11 protein-coding genes are annotated in these 15,199 nt (G+C 40.4%); 5 read left to right on the top strand and 6 right to left on the bottom strand.

Annotated elements, in window-relative coordinates:
- Nucleotides 1–213: 213 nt before the first annotated feature.
- Both DFR58_RS07800 and DFR58_RS07795 read left to right on the top strand, forming a co-directional pair.
- On the top strand, nucleotides 214–2,274 hold the full coding sequence (locus DFR58_RS07800) for a methyl-accepting chemotaxis protein (RefSeq protein ID WP_114297257.1): 2,061 nt from the start codon (nucleotides 214–216) through the stop codon (nucleotides 2,272–2,274).
- A gap of 84 nt (nucleotides 2,275–2,358) precedes the next feature.
- Nucleotides 2,359–2,883, top strand: a complete 525-nt coding sequence (locus DFR58_RS07795) for an amidase domain-containing protein (RefSeq protein ID WP_114297256.1) — start codon at nucleotides 2,359–2,361, stop codon at nucleotides 2,881–2,883.
- A gap of 57 nt (nucleotides 2,884–2,940) precedes the next feature.
- Here DFR58_RS07795 and DFR58_RS07790 read toward each other — a convergent pair whose 3' ends face one another.
- A complete protein-coding gene (locus tag DFR58_RS07790; RefSeq protein WP_114297255.1) occupies nucleotides 2,941–3,396 on the bottom strand; it encodes a chemotaxis protein CheW in 456 nt (151 codons plus the stop codon).
- A gap of 484 nt (nucleotides 3,397–3,880) precedes the next feature.
- On the opposite strand from DFR58_RS07790, the gene DFR58_RS07785 reads away from it, so the two are divergent.
- Together DFR58_RS07785 and DFR58_RS07780 are read left to right on the top strand one after the other, a co-directional pair.
- Nucleotides 3,881–6,466 (top strand): glycoside hydrolase family 44 protein, encoded by a 2,586-nt coding sequence (locus DFR58_RS07785; protein WP_114297254.1) that lies wholly within the window; start codon nucleotides 3,881–3,883, stop codon nucleotides 6,464–6,466.
- A 59-nt stretch (nucleotides 6,467–6,525) separates the two neighbouring features.
- The gene (locus DFR58_RS07780) at nucleotides 6,526–8,445 is read left to right on the top strand and encodes a X2-like carbohydrate binding domain-containing protein (RefSeq protein WP_114297253.1); all 1,920 of its coding nucleotides are present in this window, start codon (nucleotides 6,526–6,528) and stop codon (nucleotides 8,443–8,445) included.
- 62 nt (nucleotides 8,446–8,507) lie between these two features.
- Here DFR58_RS07780 and argJ read toward each other — a convergent pair whose 3' ends face one another.
- The 3 genes from argJ to DFR58_RS07765 all read right to left on the bottom strand — a co-directional run bounded on the left by argJ (nucleotide 8,508) and on the right by DFR58_RS07765 (nucleotide 10,914).
- Nucleotides 8,508–9,710: a bifunctional glutamate N-acetyltransferase/amino-acid acetyltransferase ArgJ gene (gene argJ, locus DFR58_RS07775; RefSeq protein ID WP_114297252.1), complete on the bottom strand. Its 1,203-nt coding sequence runs from the start codon at nucleotides 9,708–9,710 to the stop codon at nucleotides 8,508–8,510.
- Between the two features lie 281 nt (nucleotides 9,711–9,991).
- Nucleotides 9,992–10,405: a hypothetical protein gene (locus DFR58_RS07770; RefSeq protein WP_114297251.1), complete on the bottom strand. Its 414-nt coding sequence runs from the start codon at nucleotides 10,403–10,405 to the stop codon at nucleotides 9,992–9,994.
- 323 nt (nucleotides 10,406–10,728) lie between these two features.
- Nucleotides 10,729–10,914, bottom strand: a complete 186-nt coding sequence (locus DFR58_RS07765) for a hypothetical protein (RefSeq protein WP_114297250.1) — start codon at nucleotides 10,912–10,914, stop codon at nucleotides 10,729–10,731.
- A 177-nt stretch (nucleotides 10,915–11,091) separates the two neighbouring features.
- Here DFR58_RS07765 and DFR58_RS07760 point away from each other — a divergent pair, with 177 nt between their 5' ends.
- Nucleotides 11,092–11,790, top strand: coding sequence for a FadR/GntR family transcriptional regulator (locus DFR58_RS07760; protein WP_114297249.1), 699 nt, complete (start codon nucleotides 11,092–11,094; stop codon nucleotides 11,788–11,790).
- 44 nt (nucleotides 11,791–11,834) lie between these two features.
- Here DFR58_RS07760 and DFR58_RS07755 read toward each other — a convergent pair whose 3' ends face one another.
- Nucleotides 11,835–13,409 carry a response regulator gene (locus DFR58_RS07755; protein ID WP_114297248.1) on the bottom strand — a complete coding sequence of 525 codons (1,575 nt, stop codon included), beginning with the start codon at nucleotides 13,407–13,409 and terminating at the stop codon, nucleotides 11,835–11,837.
- Entirely contained in the window at nucleotides 13,406–15,169 is a 1,764-nt protein-coding gene (locus tag DFR58_RS07750; RefSeq protein ID WP_147273158.1) for a sensor histidine kinase, read from the bottom strand. Before DFR58_RS07750 ends, DFR58_RS07755 begins: the two co-directional genes overlap by 4 nt.
- Nucleotides 15,170–15,199 lie beyond the last annotated feature (30 nt).

Here is a 15,199-nt window from a genome sequence, read left to right as displayed (position 1 = left end):
TAAAAACACATTAAGCTATTGTTAAGTAAAAGTAAATTCTATAAAGGGGATTAAATTTACAGATATATTCCGCAGTCTGCCCACTCTTTACAATTAACACCTGCTTAATATTGTCTTAACATACCCCAAGGTATAATTATCCTTGAAAATACAAGCTCTGATTATAATTAATGCCTGTATTTTTAAGAATATATTTTTTGGAGGTGTAAGCTTATGAAATTAATCCGACACAGCTTTAAATTCAGTTTATTTCTAAAATCTTCATTAAAAACCCAACTGACGTCAGTCCTTGTTTTAATGTCCATTGCTCCAATGGCATTAATAGGCATATTTACTTATATTAATACCAAAAGCAACATTGACATTGAAAAAAGAAGCACATTAAAGGCATACTCCAAAATGATTTTAAACGACATAGACAATAAGATAACTGCGGCGGACAGCACATTAAGAGGATTGGCAAATAATTCGGATCTCATATCCACGCTTGGCGATTTCAACAAATACTCCAAAACTGAAAATACTATAATGTATTATTCAATTCAAATGTCTCTTGGAAATACCTCTAAAAACTCCGAGAGGCTTTATGAAAGAGTGTTAATAACGGATATTAAAGGCAAAATTGTAATGGACGGCTCCAGAAACAGTGAAATGACAGTGGGGGATGATTTTTACAGCAAGGAGGATTTTGAGTATTTAAAACAAAATAATGTCATGGCGATAGGAGCGCCTATTAAGCTGTCGGGGCAGAACAAGCTGATACTGCCTGTAACCAGAGGAGTCAGAAGCTCTGAGGGCTTTATCGGAGCCGTTACCATAATGCTGGATATGAGTAAGCTCACAGCCGAATATGATAGTATAAGCTTTGCAAAGACAGGTAATGCAGCTATTATAAGCGGAGATAATTTGTTTTTATACAACTCTGATAAAAGCCTTATAAATTTAAAGAATGATGATACCAAGCTTGAACAGGGGTTGAAAAGTAAAGACGCGCCAGGCAGGTTTATGGAATACTCTCATAACGGAGTTGAAAAAATAGTTTTTTCAGAGAAATCTCACGCAACGGGATGGCTTATTTGTACACAGGTAAGCAGCGCGGAATTCTATGAACCGGTACGCCGGCTGGGAAGCATTATGGTAATAGCGGTTTTTGTACTGATAGCCTTGACGGTATTGATTTCGGTGGTTTTTTCCAGATATATTTCGGAACCTGTTTTAAGACTCGTAAAGCTGATGAAGCGTGTTTCAAGAGGAGACATGAACGTTCAGGCTGATTCCAGGACAAACATAGCCGAGATAAAAGAGCTTGAAACCGGATTCAGCAGCATGGTAAAAAATCTCGGCAGCCTCATAGACAATATAATAAGTGCTTCAAACTATATAGGCAAGGCTACATTTGAAATGATACCTGCATCCCAGAGCTCTCTGAGCCATGCCGAAAGCACCATGAATGCCGTAATTGACATAACGGGGTACATTCAGGAGCAGGCGGGGAGTACCGATATTGTAGCTAAAAATTTTGAGGATTTAGCCGGAAAAATAAATATTGCAAAGTCACTGTCGGATGAAGCAAAAACAGGTTCTAAAAGAGTGGATGAGATAGCTGAAAGCGGTCTTGGCATGGTAGAAATACTACAGGCTAAATCAGAGGAAAATTTCAGAAACACTCAAATTGTTAACAGCGTTATACACATGCTGAATGAGGAAATGACGGAAATAAATAAAATGGCTCTTGCAATAAGCTCTATAGCAAAACAGACAAACCTGCTTGCGTTAAATGCCTCTATAGAGGCCGCGAGGGCAGGAGAGGCAGGAAAGGGCTTTTCAGTTGTGGCAGGTGAAATACACGGGCTTTCGGAGCAGACGAGAAATCAAGCGCAGGAAATAAATAATTTAATTTATAATATAAGGGACAAATCAATAGAGCTTTCCCGGGCCATAGAGCAGACAAGCTTTGCCGTGGAGCATCAGAACACCGCTGTAGACAATACCAGAGAGGCCTTTGAGAAAATTTACGGGTCAATAGGGGGAATAAGCGAAAAAATATCATATATTACAGACTACTTAGATCAGATGAATAATGAGAAGGACAGGATAGTAGATCTTGTCAGGTATATAAACAGCATGTCGGAAAGAATATCCACCAGCTCCGAAAACGTGCAGAATTTTACAACAAACCAGATAGATATAATAAAGCGGGTTCATTCATGTGCCGACAATCTTAATGCCCTGTCGGACAATCTTAACAAGTCTGTAGAGGCCTTCAGCTTATGATTTTTTATTTATCACAGCTTTTGTGCAGCATCCATATTATATAATAGATATTTGCATTTGCCTTAGAAAGAGGATGTGAATGCTATGGAAAACAGGTTCGGAGAAGCAAGGACGCTGGAATACAACAGGCAGAGGGCGGTAGAGTATGCGCATTACTGGGCTTATAAAAGGAATATGGCGTATCTGGATTTTGAAAGCCTGGGAGGGGACTGTACCAATTTTGCTTCGCAGGTGATATATGCGGGGAGCGGAATAATGAATTATAGGCCTATACATGGGTGGTACTACATAAATTCATATAATAGGACGGCCTCATGGACAGGGGTAAATTATTTGCATGATTTCATAGTCGGTAATTTGGAAGAGGGTCCGTTCGCCGAGCAGACCGGCGTAAGGGATATAAAGCTGGGAGATATAGTGCAGTTGTCTTTTAACGGTGACGGAGTATTTAATCATTCACCGGTTGTTGTAGCCGCAGGAACTCCGGCGAGCGTAAGCAATATACTTGTTGCCGCACACTCAGATGATCAGGACAACTATAAATTGACCGAATACGAGTGGTCGGACATAAGGTTTATCCATATAAAGGGTGTAAGAGCATATTTATAAAGGGCAGAGCGGGATGTATAAAAACCGCTTTGCCCTTATAAATGAAGGACATGACATTCAATTGCTTCCGGCTTTTGCAATGTCAGTGTCATTAAAGCTTAAAAGATGGGAAAGATCAAGTATCATAATGATTTTTTCAGATACCTTTGCTATACCGCTCATGTATTTTCTGCCAAGGTTTGCTAAGGATTGAGGGGTATTCTCAATATCCTCTTCTTCAATATGAGTTATTTCGTTAACCTCATCTACTATAAAGCCTACCGTCACGGAGTTTACGTCAACTATAACTATTTTAGTATTTTCGTCAAACTCCTGGTCCGGGAGACTGAATTTCTTTCTTAAATTAAATATTGTATATACCTTGCCTCTAAGGCTCATTAAGCCTTGTATATAGTCGGGAGTATTGGGAACCTTGACAATTTCCTTCATTGGAACAATTGAATCTACATTAGTGATCTCAACACCGTAGCTGTCCCCGTTTAATTTAAACACCAGCAACTGTCGGCTTGCCATAATAATTTCCCCCTATTAAAATAATGTATAAAGTACTTCGATAATTTAAGTATAATTATACCAGAGCTTATACTATACGGCAACATTAAATTTTAAAAGAAGCGGACGGTATTACTTAAATTGTTACAAGAACAAGCATATTTTTACAATTTATTCTTTTTATTTTTTTGTTCGTATGCTATAATATAAGTTACATTATAATTAAACTTATGAAGCAATTAACACACCTAATAAATATTACATCTAAACACAAATTATACAAGCTGTTCTTTAGAAAGCTGTTTTTCAAAATTACACTAATCATCGGGCTGTGCCCGGACAAATAAGCTAAGGAAGGGGGGATCTGGCCTTTAAGCTGTATAAAAGGGGTGAGCGGGGAGAAATCCTGTGCTTTATCACGCCTTATATGTAAGACTTTAGAGTTCCGCATACCTGATGTTAGAATAATTTAATAGGTAAAATTGTAAAGGAGATGTATGTTAAAATGATTAAAGTGCAAAAATTGAGAAAAGCGGGGGCATTTATTGTTGGAGCTGCTTTGCTGGCAGCCTCTGTGTTTCCGACAAGCATCGCGGCAGCCAACTTTAGCGGCTCCGTGAATGTAAGCATTGACACCGCCGCAGAAAGAGCGGTTATCAGCCCCTATATTTATGGAGGAAATTGGGAGTTTGACAATGCCAAGCTGACTTCCAAAAGGATGGGAGGCAATAGAATTACAGGCTATAATTGGGAAAACAACTACTCAAGCGCGGGAAGCGACTGGCTGCACTCAAGCGATACCTACCTTCTGTCAAACGGTAATATTCCCGCGGCAAGATGGAGTGAGCCGGGTGTGGTTTTTACTGATTTTCACGACAAAAATCTTGAGGCAGGAGAAGAATATTCGCTTGTAACTCTTCAAGCCGCAGGGTATGTTTGCGCAGATGCCGACGGTACGGTGGGGGAGGCTGAGACAGCCCCGTCAGACAGATGGAAGGAGGTAAAATTCCAGAAGGATTCTCCTTTTTCTCTCACTCCCGACACAACGGACGATTATGTTTACATGGATGAGTTTGTAAATTTCCTTGTCAATAAGTATGGAAATGCGTCAACACCAACAGGTATAAAGGGATATGCCATAGACAATGAGCCGGCTCTATGGCCCGGCACACACGCTAGAATTCACCCTGAAACGCCGACATGCCAGGAGCTGGTCGATAAAAACATAAATCTTGCAAAAGCAGTAAAAGGCGTAGATCCCGCTGCGGAGGTTTTTGGCCTTGTAGCCTACGGCTTTGCGGAATACAACACATTTCAGGATGCCAGTGACTGGGCTTCGGTAAAGGGTGATTACGACTGGTTTTTGGACTATTACCTTGACAGCATGAAAAAAGCTTCAGACCAAGAAGGTGAGAGACTGGTTGATGTTCTCGATCTTCACTGGTATCCGGAAGCAAGGGGAGGGGATCAAAGGATATGCTTTAATGAAGATCCTGCAAACATTGAGTGTAACAAAGCGCGCCTTCAGGCTCCAAGAACACTTTGGGATCCTACCTATACAGAAACCAGCTGGATTGCACAGTCTTACAGAGATTCACTTCCCATAATACCCAAGATACAGCAATCCATAGATGAATATAACCCCGGGACAAAGCTTGCTTTTACCGAATACGACTACGGAGCAGGCGACCATATAACGGGAGGTATAGCTCAGGCGGATGTTCTGGGTATATTCGGGAAATACGGAGTATATTTCTCTACTCTTTGGGGAGACGGAAGCTACTGTGCAGCCGGTACCAACATTTACACAAATTATGACGGAAAGGGCTCAAAGTATGGAAACACAAAGGTAAAGGCCGAGACCTCTGATATTGAAAACACTTCGGTATATGCATCAATTGACGGAGACGACGATTCCAAGCTTCATGTCATTATGATAAACAAGAACTATGAAAGCCCTATGACGGTAAACTTCGACATAAGCGGCAGCAAAAACTATACATCAGGAAGGGTATGGGCGTTTGACAGGGGCAGCACTGATATCGTTGAAAAGTCTCCGATAGGAGAGATCAGCGGAAACCAGCTTTCTTATACGGTGCCCGCATTGACTGTGTGCCATATTGTACTTGAATCTGGCACACAAGGTATGGTATATGGTGATGCCAATAATGACGGTGCTGTCAATTCAATGGATTTTGCCTTGCTTAAAAAGCATTTGTTACAATCTGACTATGAATATGTAAGTTATCTGGATTTAAATCTTGACAATTCTGTAAACACTATAGATTTCTCAATTATGAAGCAGTATTTGTTGGGCATAATCACTAAGCTGCCTCACGGCACGGCCCAAGAGAACCAGCCGCCTACAGCAGCCTTTACCGTGAGCCCCGAGGAAGGCTTTACCGGGGATAGCATAAGCTTTGATGCGTCAGCATCAACCGATCCTGAAGGGCAAATCTATATTTACTCATGGGACTTCGGTAACGGAAAGGAAGGGCTGGGACAAAAGGTTATACATAAATATAACGCTCCGGGAACATATACTATAAAACTTACTGTCACTGACAATAAGGGACTGACGGACAGCGCCACCGGAACTGTGCTTATTGAAACAGCTACCGGCGACAATTCCAATATAAATTTTGAGGACGGTACAATTAACGGCTTTACAACTAACGATACCACTACATCCAAATTCTCAGTTGCGGAGGATAAAGCCTTTATGGGGACAAAATCGCTTAAATGGGATGCCGTTGGCACGCAGGACGGAGTGCTTGACGCAAAGGTAGACAGCAGCACGCCTGTCCTGACTCCTGGAGGGACTATGACCTTCAGGGTATGGATACCTTCGGGAGCTCCCATACAGGCCATACAGCCCTATGTCATGCCTCATGATGCCTCATGGGCGGAAATAGAGTGGCACTCTGCCTGGGCTGGTTATTACAACATCAAAAAGGATGATTGGAATGAGTTTACCGTAACACTTCCACAGGGTGCAAATGCCAGCTTAACTCAGCAGCAGTTCGGTGTACAGGTTACAACCTCCGGAGAAGGAGAATTCACCATGTATATTGATTCTATAGACTGGTAAATTACTCTATGCGCAGCTTGATTTGTTAACAACAAATTTTTAAGAAGGGAAGGGAGAAAATGAAAAAGCTTCACTTGTTTATATCACTTTTGGTGATACTCCTTTTAGTTTCGATATCGGCGGTACAGTCCTTTGCGGCAGATGACACCATTTATCCGGGATTTAAGGTGGAGGGAAGGTTTCTCTATGATAACACAGGGGAGAAGGTAATTCTTTACGGCGTGAATAAAATGTCCATATGGATGGACAAGGATGGAGTTCCGTCCTTCTCTGAAATAGCAAAAACAGGAGCCAACAGTATCAGAATTGTATGGACTATGGACGGTACGGCAGAAGAGCTCGATACTGTTATCCGCAACTGCCGTGCAGAGCATATGATTCCCATGGTGGAACTGCATGATGCTACAGGAGAATGGTCGAGGCTTCCCAGTCTGGTTGACTATTGGGTACGGAGCGATATTGTGGAAGTAATCAAAAAGCATCAGGAGTATCTTCTGGTCAATATAGGAAATGAGGTTGGCAATCAGGTGTCAGATGCCGACTTCAAATCCGGCTATAAAACTGCCGTAAGCAGAATGAGGGCGGCAGGCATTCATGTGCCTCTTGTCATAGATGCATCAAGCTACGGACAGAATATAGACATGCTTCAAAGCTGCGGACCGTATCTCATTTCAGAGGATCCTGACAAAAACCTTATGTTCTCTGTTCATATGTGGTGGCCGTATATGTGGGGCAACACAGATCAGAGGGTAATTGATGAGATCGCTGAGTCTGTAAATATGAACCTTCCACTGATAGTAGGTGAATTCGGGCACATTTGGGATGAAACAGAAGCAGGCAAGATTCCTTATAAAACTATTTTAGAGGAATGCTACAAAAATGAAGTGGGCTATCTTCCGTGGGAATGGGGCCCGGGCAATAATCCTCAGACCTTTTTGGATATGACCACCGACGGCACCTTTGACACTTTAAGGGGCTGGGGACTGGAGGTTTGCATAACCAGTCCGTACAGCATAAAGAACATTGCCAAAAGGCCTGCTTCAATGCTGACAAACCTTCCTCCAGCGCTTCCTCAGGAGCCCTTGCCGTATGGAAATCTTGCTCTCAATAAGCCGGTTGTTGCTTCAAACTTTGATGAGCAGCATTATGCCAAGAATATTGTTGACGGCGATATGGGAACAAGATGGGCATCCACTGTGTCTGATCCAAATTGGATTTATGTGGATCTCGGTTCAAAGAAGGATATTAACCGATTAATAATATGTTGGGAGGCCGCATATGCAACCCAATATAAAATTCAGGTTTCCGATGATGCAAATTCATGGACTGACATTCGTACAGAATATAACGGAAAGGGAAGAACCGAGGACATCAGCCTCACAGCTTCAGGGCGTTATTTGAGGATTTACTGTATGCAAAGATATAACCATAGCTGGCCTTACTCTATTTTTGAAATTGGAGTATATGGCCCGGAATCCGAATTAAGCGCGTCCATATCACCTACAGTAGCGGTTTTTGATAAAAACCCTGCAAAGAGAGAGGATATTTCTATATCGGTAAGCCCAAAGAGCAATACTCTGATTGAAATAAAGAATGGAAGCTCGGTACTAACTCCAGGAACCGACTATACTATAGCAGGCAATACTCTTGTACTTAAAAAGGAATATTTACTGGGACTGCCTATAGGGACTACAAAGCTTGTTCTTGACTACAGCGGAGGAGTCGATCCTGTTTTTGCCGTTGCAGTCGGAGATACAACGCCGCCAAGCAGCGGTGTCTATGGGGATGCCAATGGAGATGATGTCGTTAACTCAATTGATTATTCACTGCTGAAGCAGCATATTCTGGAAATGATAACCTTATCTGATGATGCCTCAAGGCTGGTGGACTTAGATAGGAATGGCTCGGTAAACTCAATTGATTTATCAATCCTTAAGCAGTATCTTTTAGGGACAATCACAGAGCTTCCTCTGGCGTAAGCAATATAACCAAAAATCCCCGGCCCTAGGGCCGGGGATTTTCCATAATAGAAAGTATTGCATTACGATCTGTAGCTTCCGTTTATTTTGACATAGTCACAGGAAAAGTCGCAGGTCCATATTCTATCGGAAAAATTTCCTCTTTTTAAATTCACCTTTATTTTTACCTCATTGGCTTTTAAAATCTTTTTAGCTTTTTCCTCATCAAATTCCACGGCTGCGCCGTTTCTGCATACCATTAAATCACCTATAAATATATCTATGAGATTGGGGTCAAAGTCTGCTCCCGAATACCCAGCGGCGGTTATAATCCTGCCCCAGTTTGCGTCTTCTCCGTATATTGCGGTTTTTACCAGAGGAGATTTTGCAATGGCGCTTACCCCCTTATACGCATCCTCTTCGTTAGCGGCACCCTCAAGGGTTACCTCAATAAGCTTGGTAGCACCCTCTCCATCCTTTGCTATCATCCTAGAAAGCGATGTGCATACAAGTGCCAGTGCGGATACGAACTTTTCATATTCAGCATCCTCCTTTACTATTCCGGCATTGTCTGCTTCACCGTTTGCCAGAATAATAACCATGTCGCACACACTTGTGTCACCGTCCACGGAAACTCTGTTGAAGGTATGCTTTACGGTATCCTTCAGCGCCTTGTCCAGAAGCCCCCTAGAAATATTTATATCTGTTGATATAATGCCTATTAAAGTGGCCATATTAGGGTGAAGCATTCCCGAGCCCTTTGCCATACCGCCTATACGCACGCTCTCTCCCTGTATTTCAAGCTCAACGGCGATTTCCTTCGCCATTAAATCCGTTGTCATTATGGCCTCCTCTGCCGAGTGGCCTCCATCGGTGCTGAGGGTTGCTGCGGCATCCCTTATGCCCGAACGTACATTGGCCATATTTAACTGGGTGCCTATAACTCCCGTAGAGCCTACCAGAACATCCTCCGGCTCGCAATGGAGAAGCTGTGCCGTAAGAGAAGCCATTTCCAGCGCGTCCTTATAGCCCTGCTCTCCCACGCAGGCATTGGCGTTTCCGCTGTTTATTACAATTGCCTGTGCATATCCGTTTTTAATATGCTCTAGTGTCACCTGCAGAGAATGGCCCTTAACGGTGTTGGTGGTAAACACTCCCGATGCGGCGGCAGTTCCCTCGGAAGCTATAAGAGCCAAATCCTTTTTTTTGTCCTTTTTTATCCCACAAGCGGTGCCGGATGCCATAAATCCCTTTGGAGCAGTAACTCCGCCTTCTATTATATTCATATATACACACTCCCATAAAATTATAAATACAATCTAAAAAGTTATCATTGCCTTATTGATAGATGAAAATTCAATTATTTAAATTATACAAGAATAATCTCGACGATTCAACAAATTATTCATGAAACACATGAACAGTTCTACTGCCTCATCAATGATGAGGCAGTTATATTTTATTTAGGCATTAACAAAAAATTACGTAAATAAAGGAATTTTAAAAATTATATAGAATTATACAAATAAATAATTATTTAAGTTATTTTTATGGATTTTTATCGCCCCTATGTCCCACTTCTTACATATTTATCATACCAATCTTTGCCTGTAGACCAGGTTTTATCTTTTTCTTTTAAAATCTCTGAACATGCCAAAGCCATAATATATTCTTGTAAACCATCATTAGAACTCTCACTGAAAGCTTTTAACATATAATTCAAAGATTTGCTGCCATTAGTTATAATAAATGTGTAGTTTTCGTTATTCTTAATATAATCATAAGGATTGGAAGATGAAAAATCTGCTTCAGATTTTGAAGGATCAACTAAATTACTAATTTTTTCTTTGATTATATTATCAAATTCGGTATCTGGTGTTTCTTTTAAAGCAGTACTGGTTGTTATATAATGTGATATACCTATTATCAATGACGCGACTATAATACCTATTAAAGGAAATAAAAACTTTTTAATATTCATTATCTCACTCCTAGCATTTTAATAATATAAAACATTATTACACATTCTTAAGGCGAGTCTTCAATAAACACCAGCCATCTGCTTATATTTCTTATTATTTTCAATATATTATTATTTTACCAGAAATCATGGCGGATTAACATATATTTGTTTGTCAGTGGGTGCATAAAATATATCTGACACAGCATTTCGGAAAATCGCCATAGGGATTACAATTGAAGCACTTTTTTCATATAACAGCATAATTATCCAAAAAAATGGTTAAAAGAGCCAATATATTATGGCGTTTTATTCCAAATCCAGATTTTTAATACGCTCCCTATCTATCTTCCCCTCACTTCGAGGGGAAGGAAAAGAAGGTCCATGTAGGACTTGTAGGATGTCTCCTCATTTCTTTCCCTAGCTGCTTTACATGCGCCTGCGTTGTTCTTCTCATTTTCTTCTCCAGCGCCCTTCTTTTTCTTCCCCTCAATGTGAGGGGAAGATAGAAGGGGAGTTAAAATTTGCATTTTCGTCACTTAAATTAAATACACCCTTTGTCCGCCTCATAAGAAATGCAAAAGCACTACAGAAAATTGCGATTCCCTGCGGGGTGAAAAAAATTGGGGGTTGAAGAAATTTTCAAAATAATGTAGGATAATAACAAATAGATAAAGGTATTACATCATACATTTGAGAGGGAAATAATGGGACTAAAGCCGATAGATAATAAAAGTGTCAGTCAGAGGGTGCTGGAGCAGATAAAGGATCATATTATATCAGGAGAATGGGGGCCGGGAACAAAAATTCCGGGGGAGATGGAGCTGGTCGAATTATTCGGTGTAAGCAGAATTTCTGTGAGAGGTGCAATTCATCAGCTTGTCGGAATGGGGATACTTTCAATAAAAAGAGGAGAAGGTACTTTTGTTTCGGAGGTCTTTCCAAAGGACTATTTTAATGCTCTTTTGCCTGTGCTTGTAATAAATAAGGCGGATTTACTGGAGATTCTGGAATTCAGAGAGATGATGGAAAGCGAAAGTGCGCGGGCGGCTGCAAAAAGATTTGAGCTCGGAGATATAGACAGAATGAAAAAAGCAATGGAGGACATGCATAAGGCAGAAGGAGACTGCTCGGAATTTGCAGATGAGGATGTCAATTTCCATACCGCTGTTGCGCTGGCTACACACAACACAGTTATTATAAAGGTAAATGCAATAATACATGATATGATAAAAAACGCCATGCATGAAATTGTAACCTTAACAGGCTTTCAGGGAGGCTTGTATTATCATAAAAAAATATTGGAGGCAATTATAGCAAAGGATGAGGAGTCCGCCGCCAAGCTTATGAGAGAGCATATCCGCACTACAATAGACAAGGTTAAGGAAATAAAGTGTGAGCCTTAAAGCATTAAGAAATATATGGCCCTTCGAGCTATACCCACATATATTTAAGAAGGGGGATTTGCATCGCAGGGCTCTGCGTCACGGTATTCACATGGTGTCATGCCAGTAACTTTTTTAAATAGCTGATTGAAGTAGCTGGAGTTTTCAAAACCAATCATTTCGGAAATCTCATAATTTTTGTAATAGGTATTCTTAAGCAGAGACTTTGCCTTTTCTATTCTGAAGTCATTCAGGTAATTATAGAAGTTCATCCCTGTATGCTCCTTAAAAACATGGCAAAAATAGCTTTTGCTGATAAAAAAGGTTTTTGAGATTTCCTCAAGGGTAATTCTTTCAGAATAATGAAGGCCGACATATTTTTTCACATCGTCAATCAGCTTCTTTCTTTTATTGCAAGATTCATTGCCTGTTTCGGACAGCTCGTCCAGAAAAATATGTCTTACATATTCCTTTATTATATCTATGTCATTGTAGCCGGTAATGAGAGGAATAATTTCACTCAGATCAAAATTACAGTATTCTGTGCCGGGTTGATGCTTGCAGAAGGAAATCAATTTGAAAACGGCTTGACGGATTGTTTTTATATTTGTTGCCGAGTTTTTAATATGTTTGAAGAAATCATCAATATAAAGCTCAATCTTCTGTGAAGTTTTAAGCCGCAGCGCCTCAAAAATTTTAAACTCCAGCTCAACCGGGTAATGACAGGATGAATTTCTGGATTCATGTATATCGGTGTAATAAATCACGCTCTTGTTTCCGTATGATATTTTAAAGTCCAACGCTTCTTTTGCATTCCGATAGGACTGTGATACTTTTTCAAACCCCTCAACACCTGAACCGATACCTATGCTGTATTTTGTAATTCCAGAATTTTTCAGAAGTGCTTGCAGATCTCTGACAATATTATTTGCTGAGCCGATACAGGAGCGGCCGTTTAATATATAAACAATTTCATATACAGGCTTATTATAATCGGGGATTAGAAGTGCTTCTCCCTGATAGTTTGACTTTAAAATGCCGGTAAGCCTCTGAATCAAAGGCGAGGCTGCCGGTTTGTCCAAAATACCCGTCAGATTAAGCTCAAGCACCATTACCTGATATTCTTCGCCGGAAAATTTTATCGGGAGCCTTGAAAGATTTGACTCAAAAGATACCTTATCCACCTTATTATTTAGAAGCATTGACAAAAAAACATCCACAGCGGTAGCTTCAAGCTCAGTTCTTTTTCTTTCTTCTCTCGCGGACTGCTCAATGTCATTTTTGACCTTCTGGAGCTCCGCTACCATCTCTTCTTCCTCAAATGGCTTGAGAACATATGAAACCGCACCGTATTTAAGAGCGTTCTGGGCGTAGCTGAAGTCGTCATACCCGCTTAAAATAATAAATTTAATGTCCTTTTGCCTTTCACGCACCGAGCGCATTAAATCTATCCCGCTTACAATGGGCATACGAATATCACTTATTACAAGATCAACAGCATTATTTTCAATAAATTCGTTTGCTTCAAGTCCGTTGGAAGCCTCTCCCGTAATCTGAAAACCAAGAGCCTTCCAGTCGATCAATGCTATAAGGCCTTTCCTCAAGAGGATTTCATCATCTACAATAAGTGTATTAATCATTCGGCGATCCACTCCTTTTTCTTAGGTAGCAATATATCTGCTGTTGTGCCTTCATTTTTACGGCTTTTGATGAACAACCCGTAGCTTTCACCGTAATAAAGCTTGATTCGGGCATTGACATTATAGATGCCAATGCTTTGCTGTTCCGAAAAGCCGGTGCTGAGACTGAGGCGTTCGTTTATATTATCGACAACATCCTCATTCATTCCAATGCCGTTGTCAATGACGGACAGTCGGATATTATTTCCTTCCTCACATCCGGTAATCACAATATGGCCTTTTTCATGCTTAGTTTCAAACCCGTGGCTGATAGAATTTTCAACAAGAGGCTGCAGAATCAGCTTTACAATGTCATAATCGAGAATAGCCTCGGGTACGTCAAAACAGACATCAAATTTATCTTTGTATCGAATGGCCTGTATGTTAATATAGTATTTAACATGCTGAAGCTCGTCCCGGATTTTGATAAACTCCAGCATATTAAGGCTGAGCCTCAGCAGCTTGGCGAGAGAGGTGGTCATTTTGGTGATTTCACGGTTCCCCGACAAAACGGACATTGATGTAATGGTGTTTAGCGTATTATAAAGAAAATGAGGCTTAATTTGAGACTGAAGTGCAAAAAGCTCCGCCTTTCTCTTCAATCGGTTCTTTTCATTAATATCAATCATAAGCTGATTTATCTGAACTGTCATTGTGTTGAATTTCCCAAACAGTATCTGAATCTCGGGCGAGCTGTGAAGGGCTTTGAAAGTGTCGAATTTGCCAAAGGCTACCATTTCCATCCTCTCCACAAGGTTCATAAGAGGTTTGGTAAAAGCAGAGGAAAGAATAACCGATATGATTACAGCTATAATTAAGAACAGCAGAATAAAAACCATGGTCAGATCCTTTATGCTTTGAGCTGCTGATGTAAGATCTTTAAGAGGTTCGGTTGTAACTATATACATATCCGTATTGGAGAGCGGGCTGACTGATACAACGTACTGATCCTTTCCTATGTCAACAATGCTGTTTTGAAGGTTTTCAGGAATGGCATACCCGGACTTTTCAAAAACATTATTGTGAATGATACTCTTGTCCGCGGCATATTGAATAACACCCTTGCTGTTGGTGATATAAGCCGACATGCTTTCCTTGTTTCTAAGGTTGTTGAATATTGTGTCAAGCCTGTCAAACTTAAAGTTAACCTCAACAATTGAAAGGAATGAATCCCTTTCGTTAGGGGTGTACACACTTTTGACGGCGGCAAAGGTATATTCTCCGATTTTGTTTTTCTCACTGAAGGGCACAATCTTAGCATTTAAGTAAATATCTTCAAGATTATAATAGTCGGCATTTTTTTGGAAAAGCAGATTATTATATGTATTATAAGTAGAGATAAGGACAGTACCGTTATACAGTATACCGATATTGTCAATATCCGGCTTTTCGGCAACTATATTAAAGAGTGTTGTGCTGATGTCTTTAATATTACCGCTTTTATCTGATTTTGTAAAATAATTGCCATAATATTTAATATCCGAGTTATAGGAAAGGGAGCTGGCAACGTTTAATATCCCTGAAAAATACAGGTCTACATTATTACTGATCTGATCGGTAATCTGCAAATTGTAGTCCATGCTTTTAGATAAAATTTTATTGGAGAATATTTCATAGCAAATAGTTCCAAGTATAATCAGGGAGGCTGCAACCAACAATGAAAATGAGATGATCAATCTGCTTCTGAGTAGGAACCTGTCAAATATCCTGAAAAATTTCATATCGACTCCGTTTCCTATTGAATGAAAATA

Source organism: Anaerobacterium chartisolvens (genome assembly GCF_003337415.1).
In the GTDB taxonomy this organism is placed as follows: domain Bacteria; phylum Bacillota; class Clostridia; order Acetivibrionales; family DSM-27016; genus Anaerobacterium; species Anaerobacterium chartisolvens.
The sequence above is the reverse complement of the archived record's forward strand: the minus strand, read 5'-3'. Positions and strand labels throughout refer to the sequence as shown.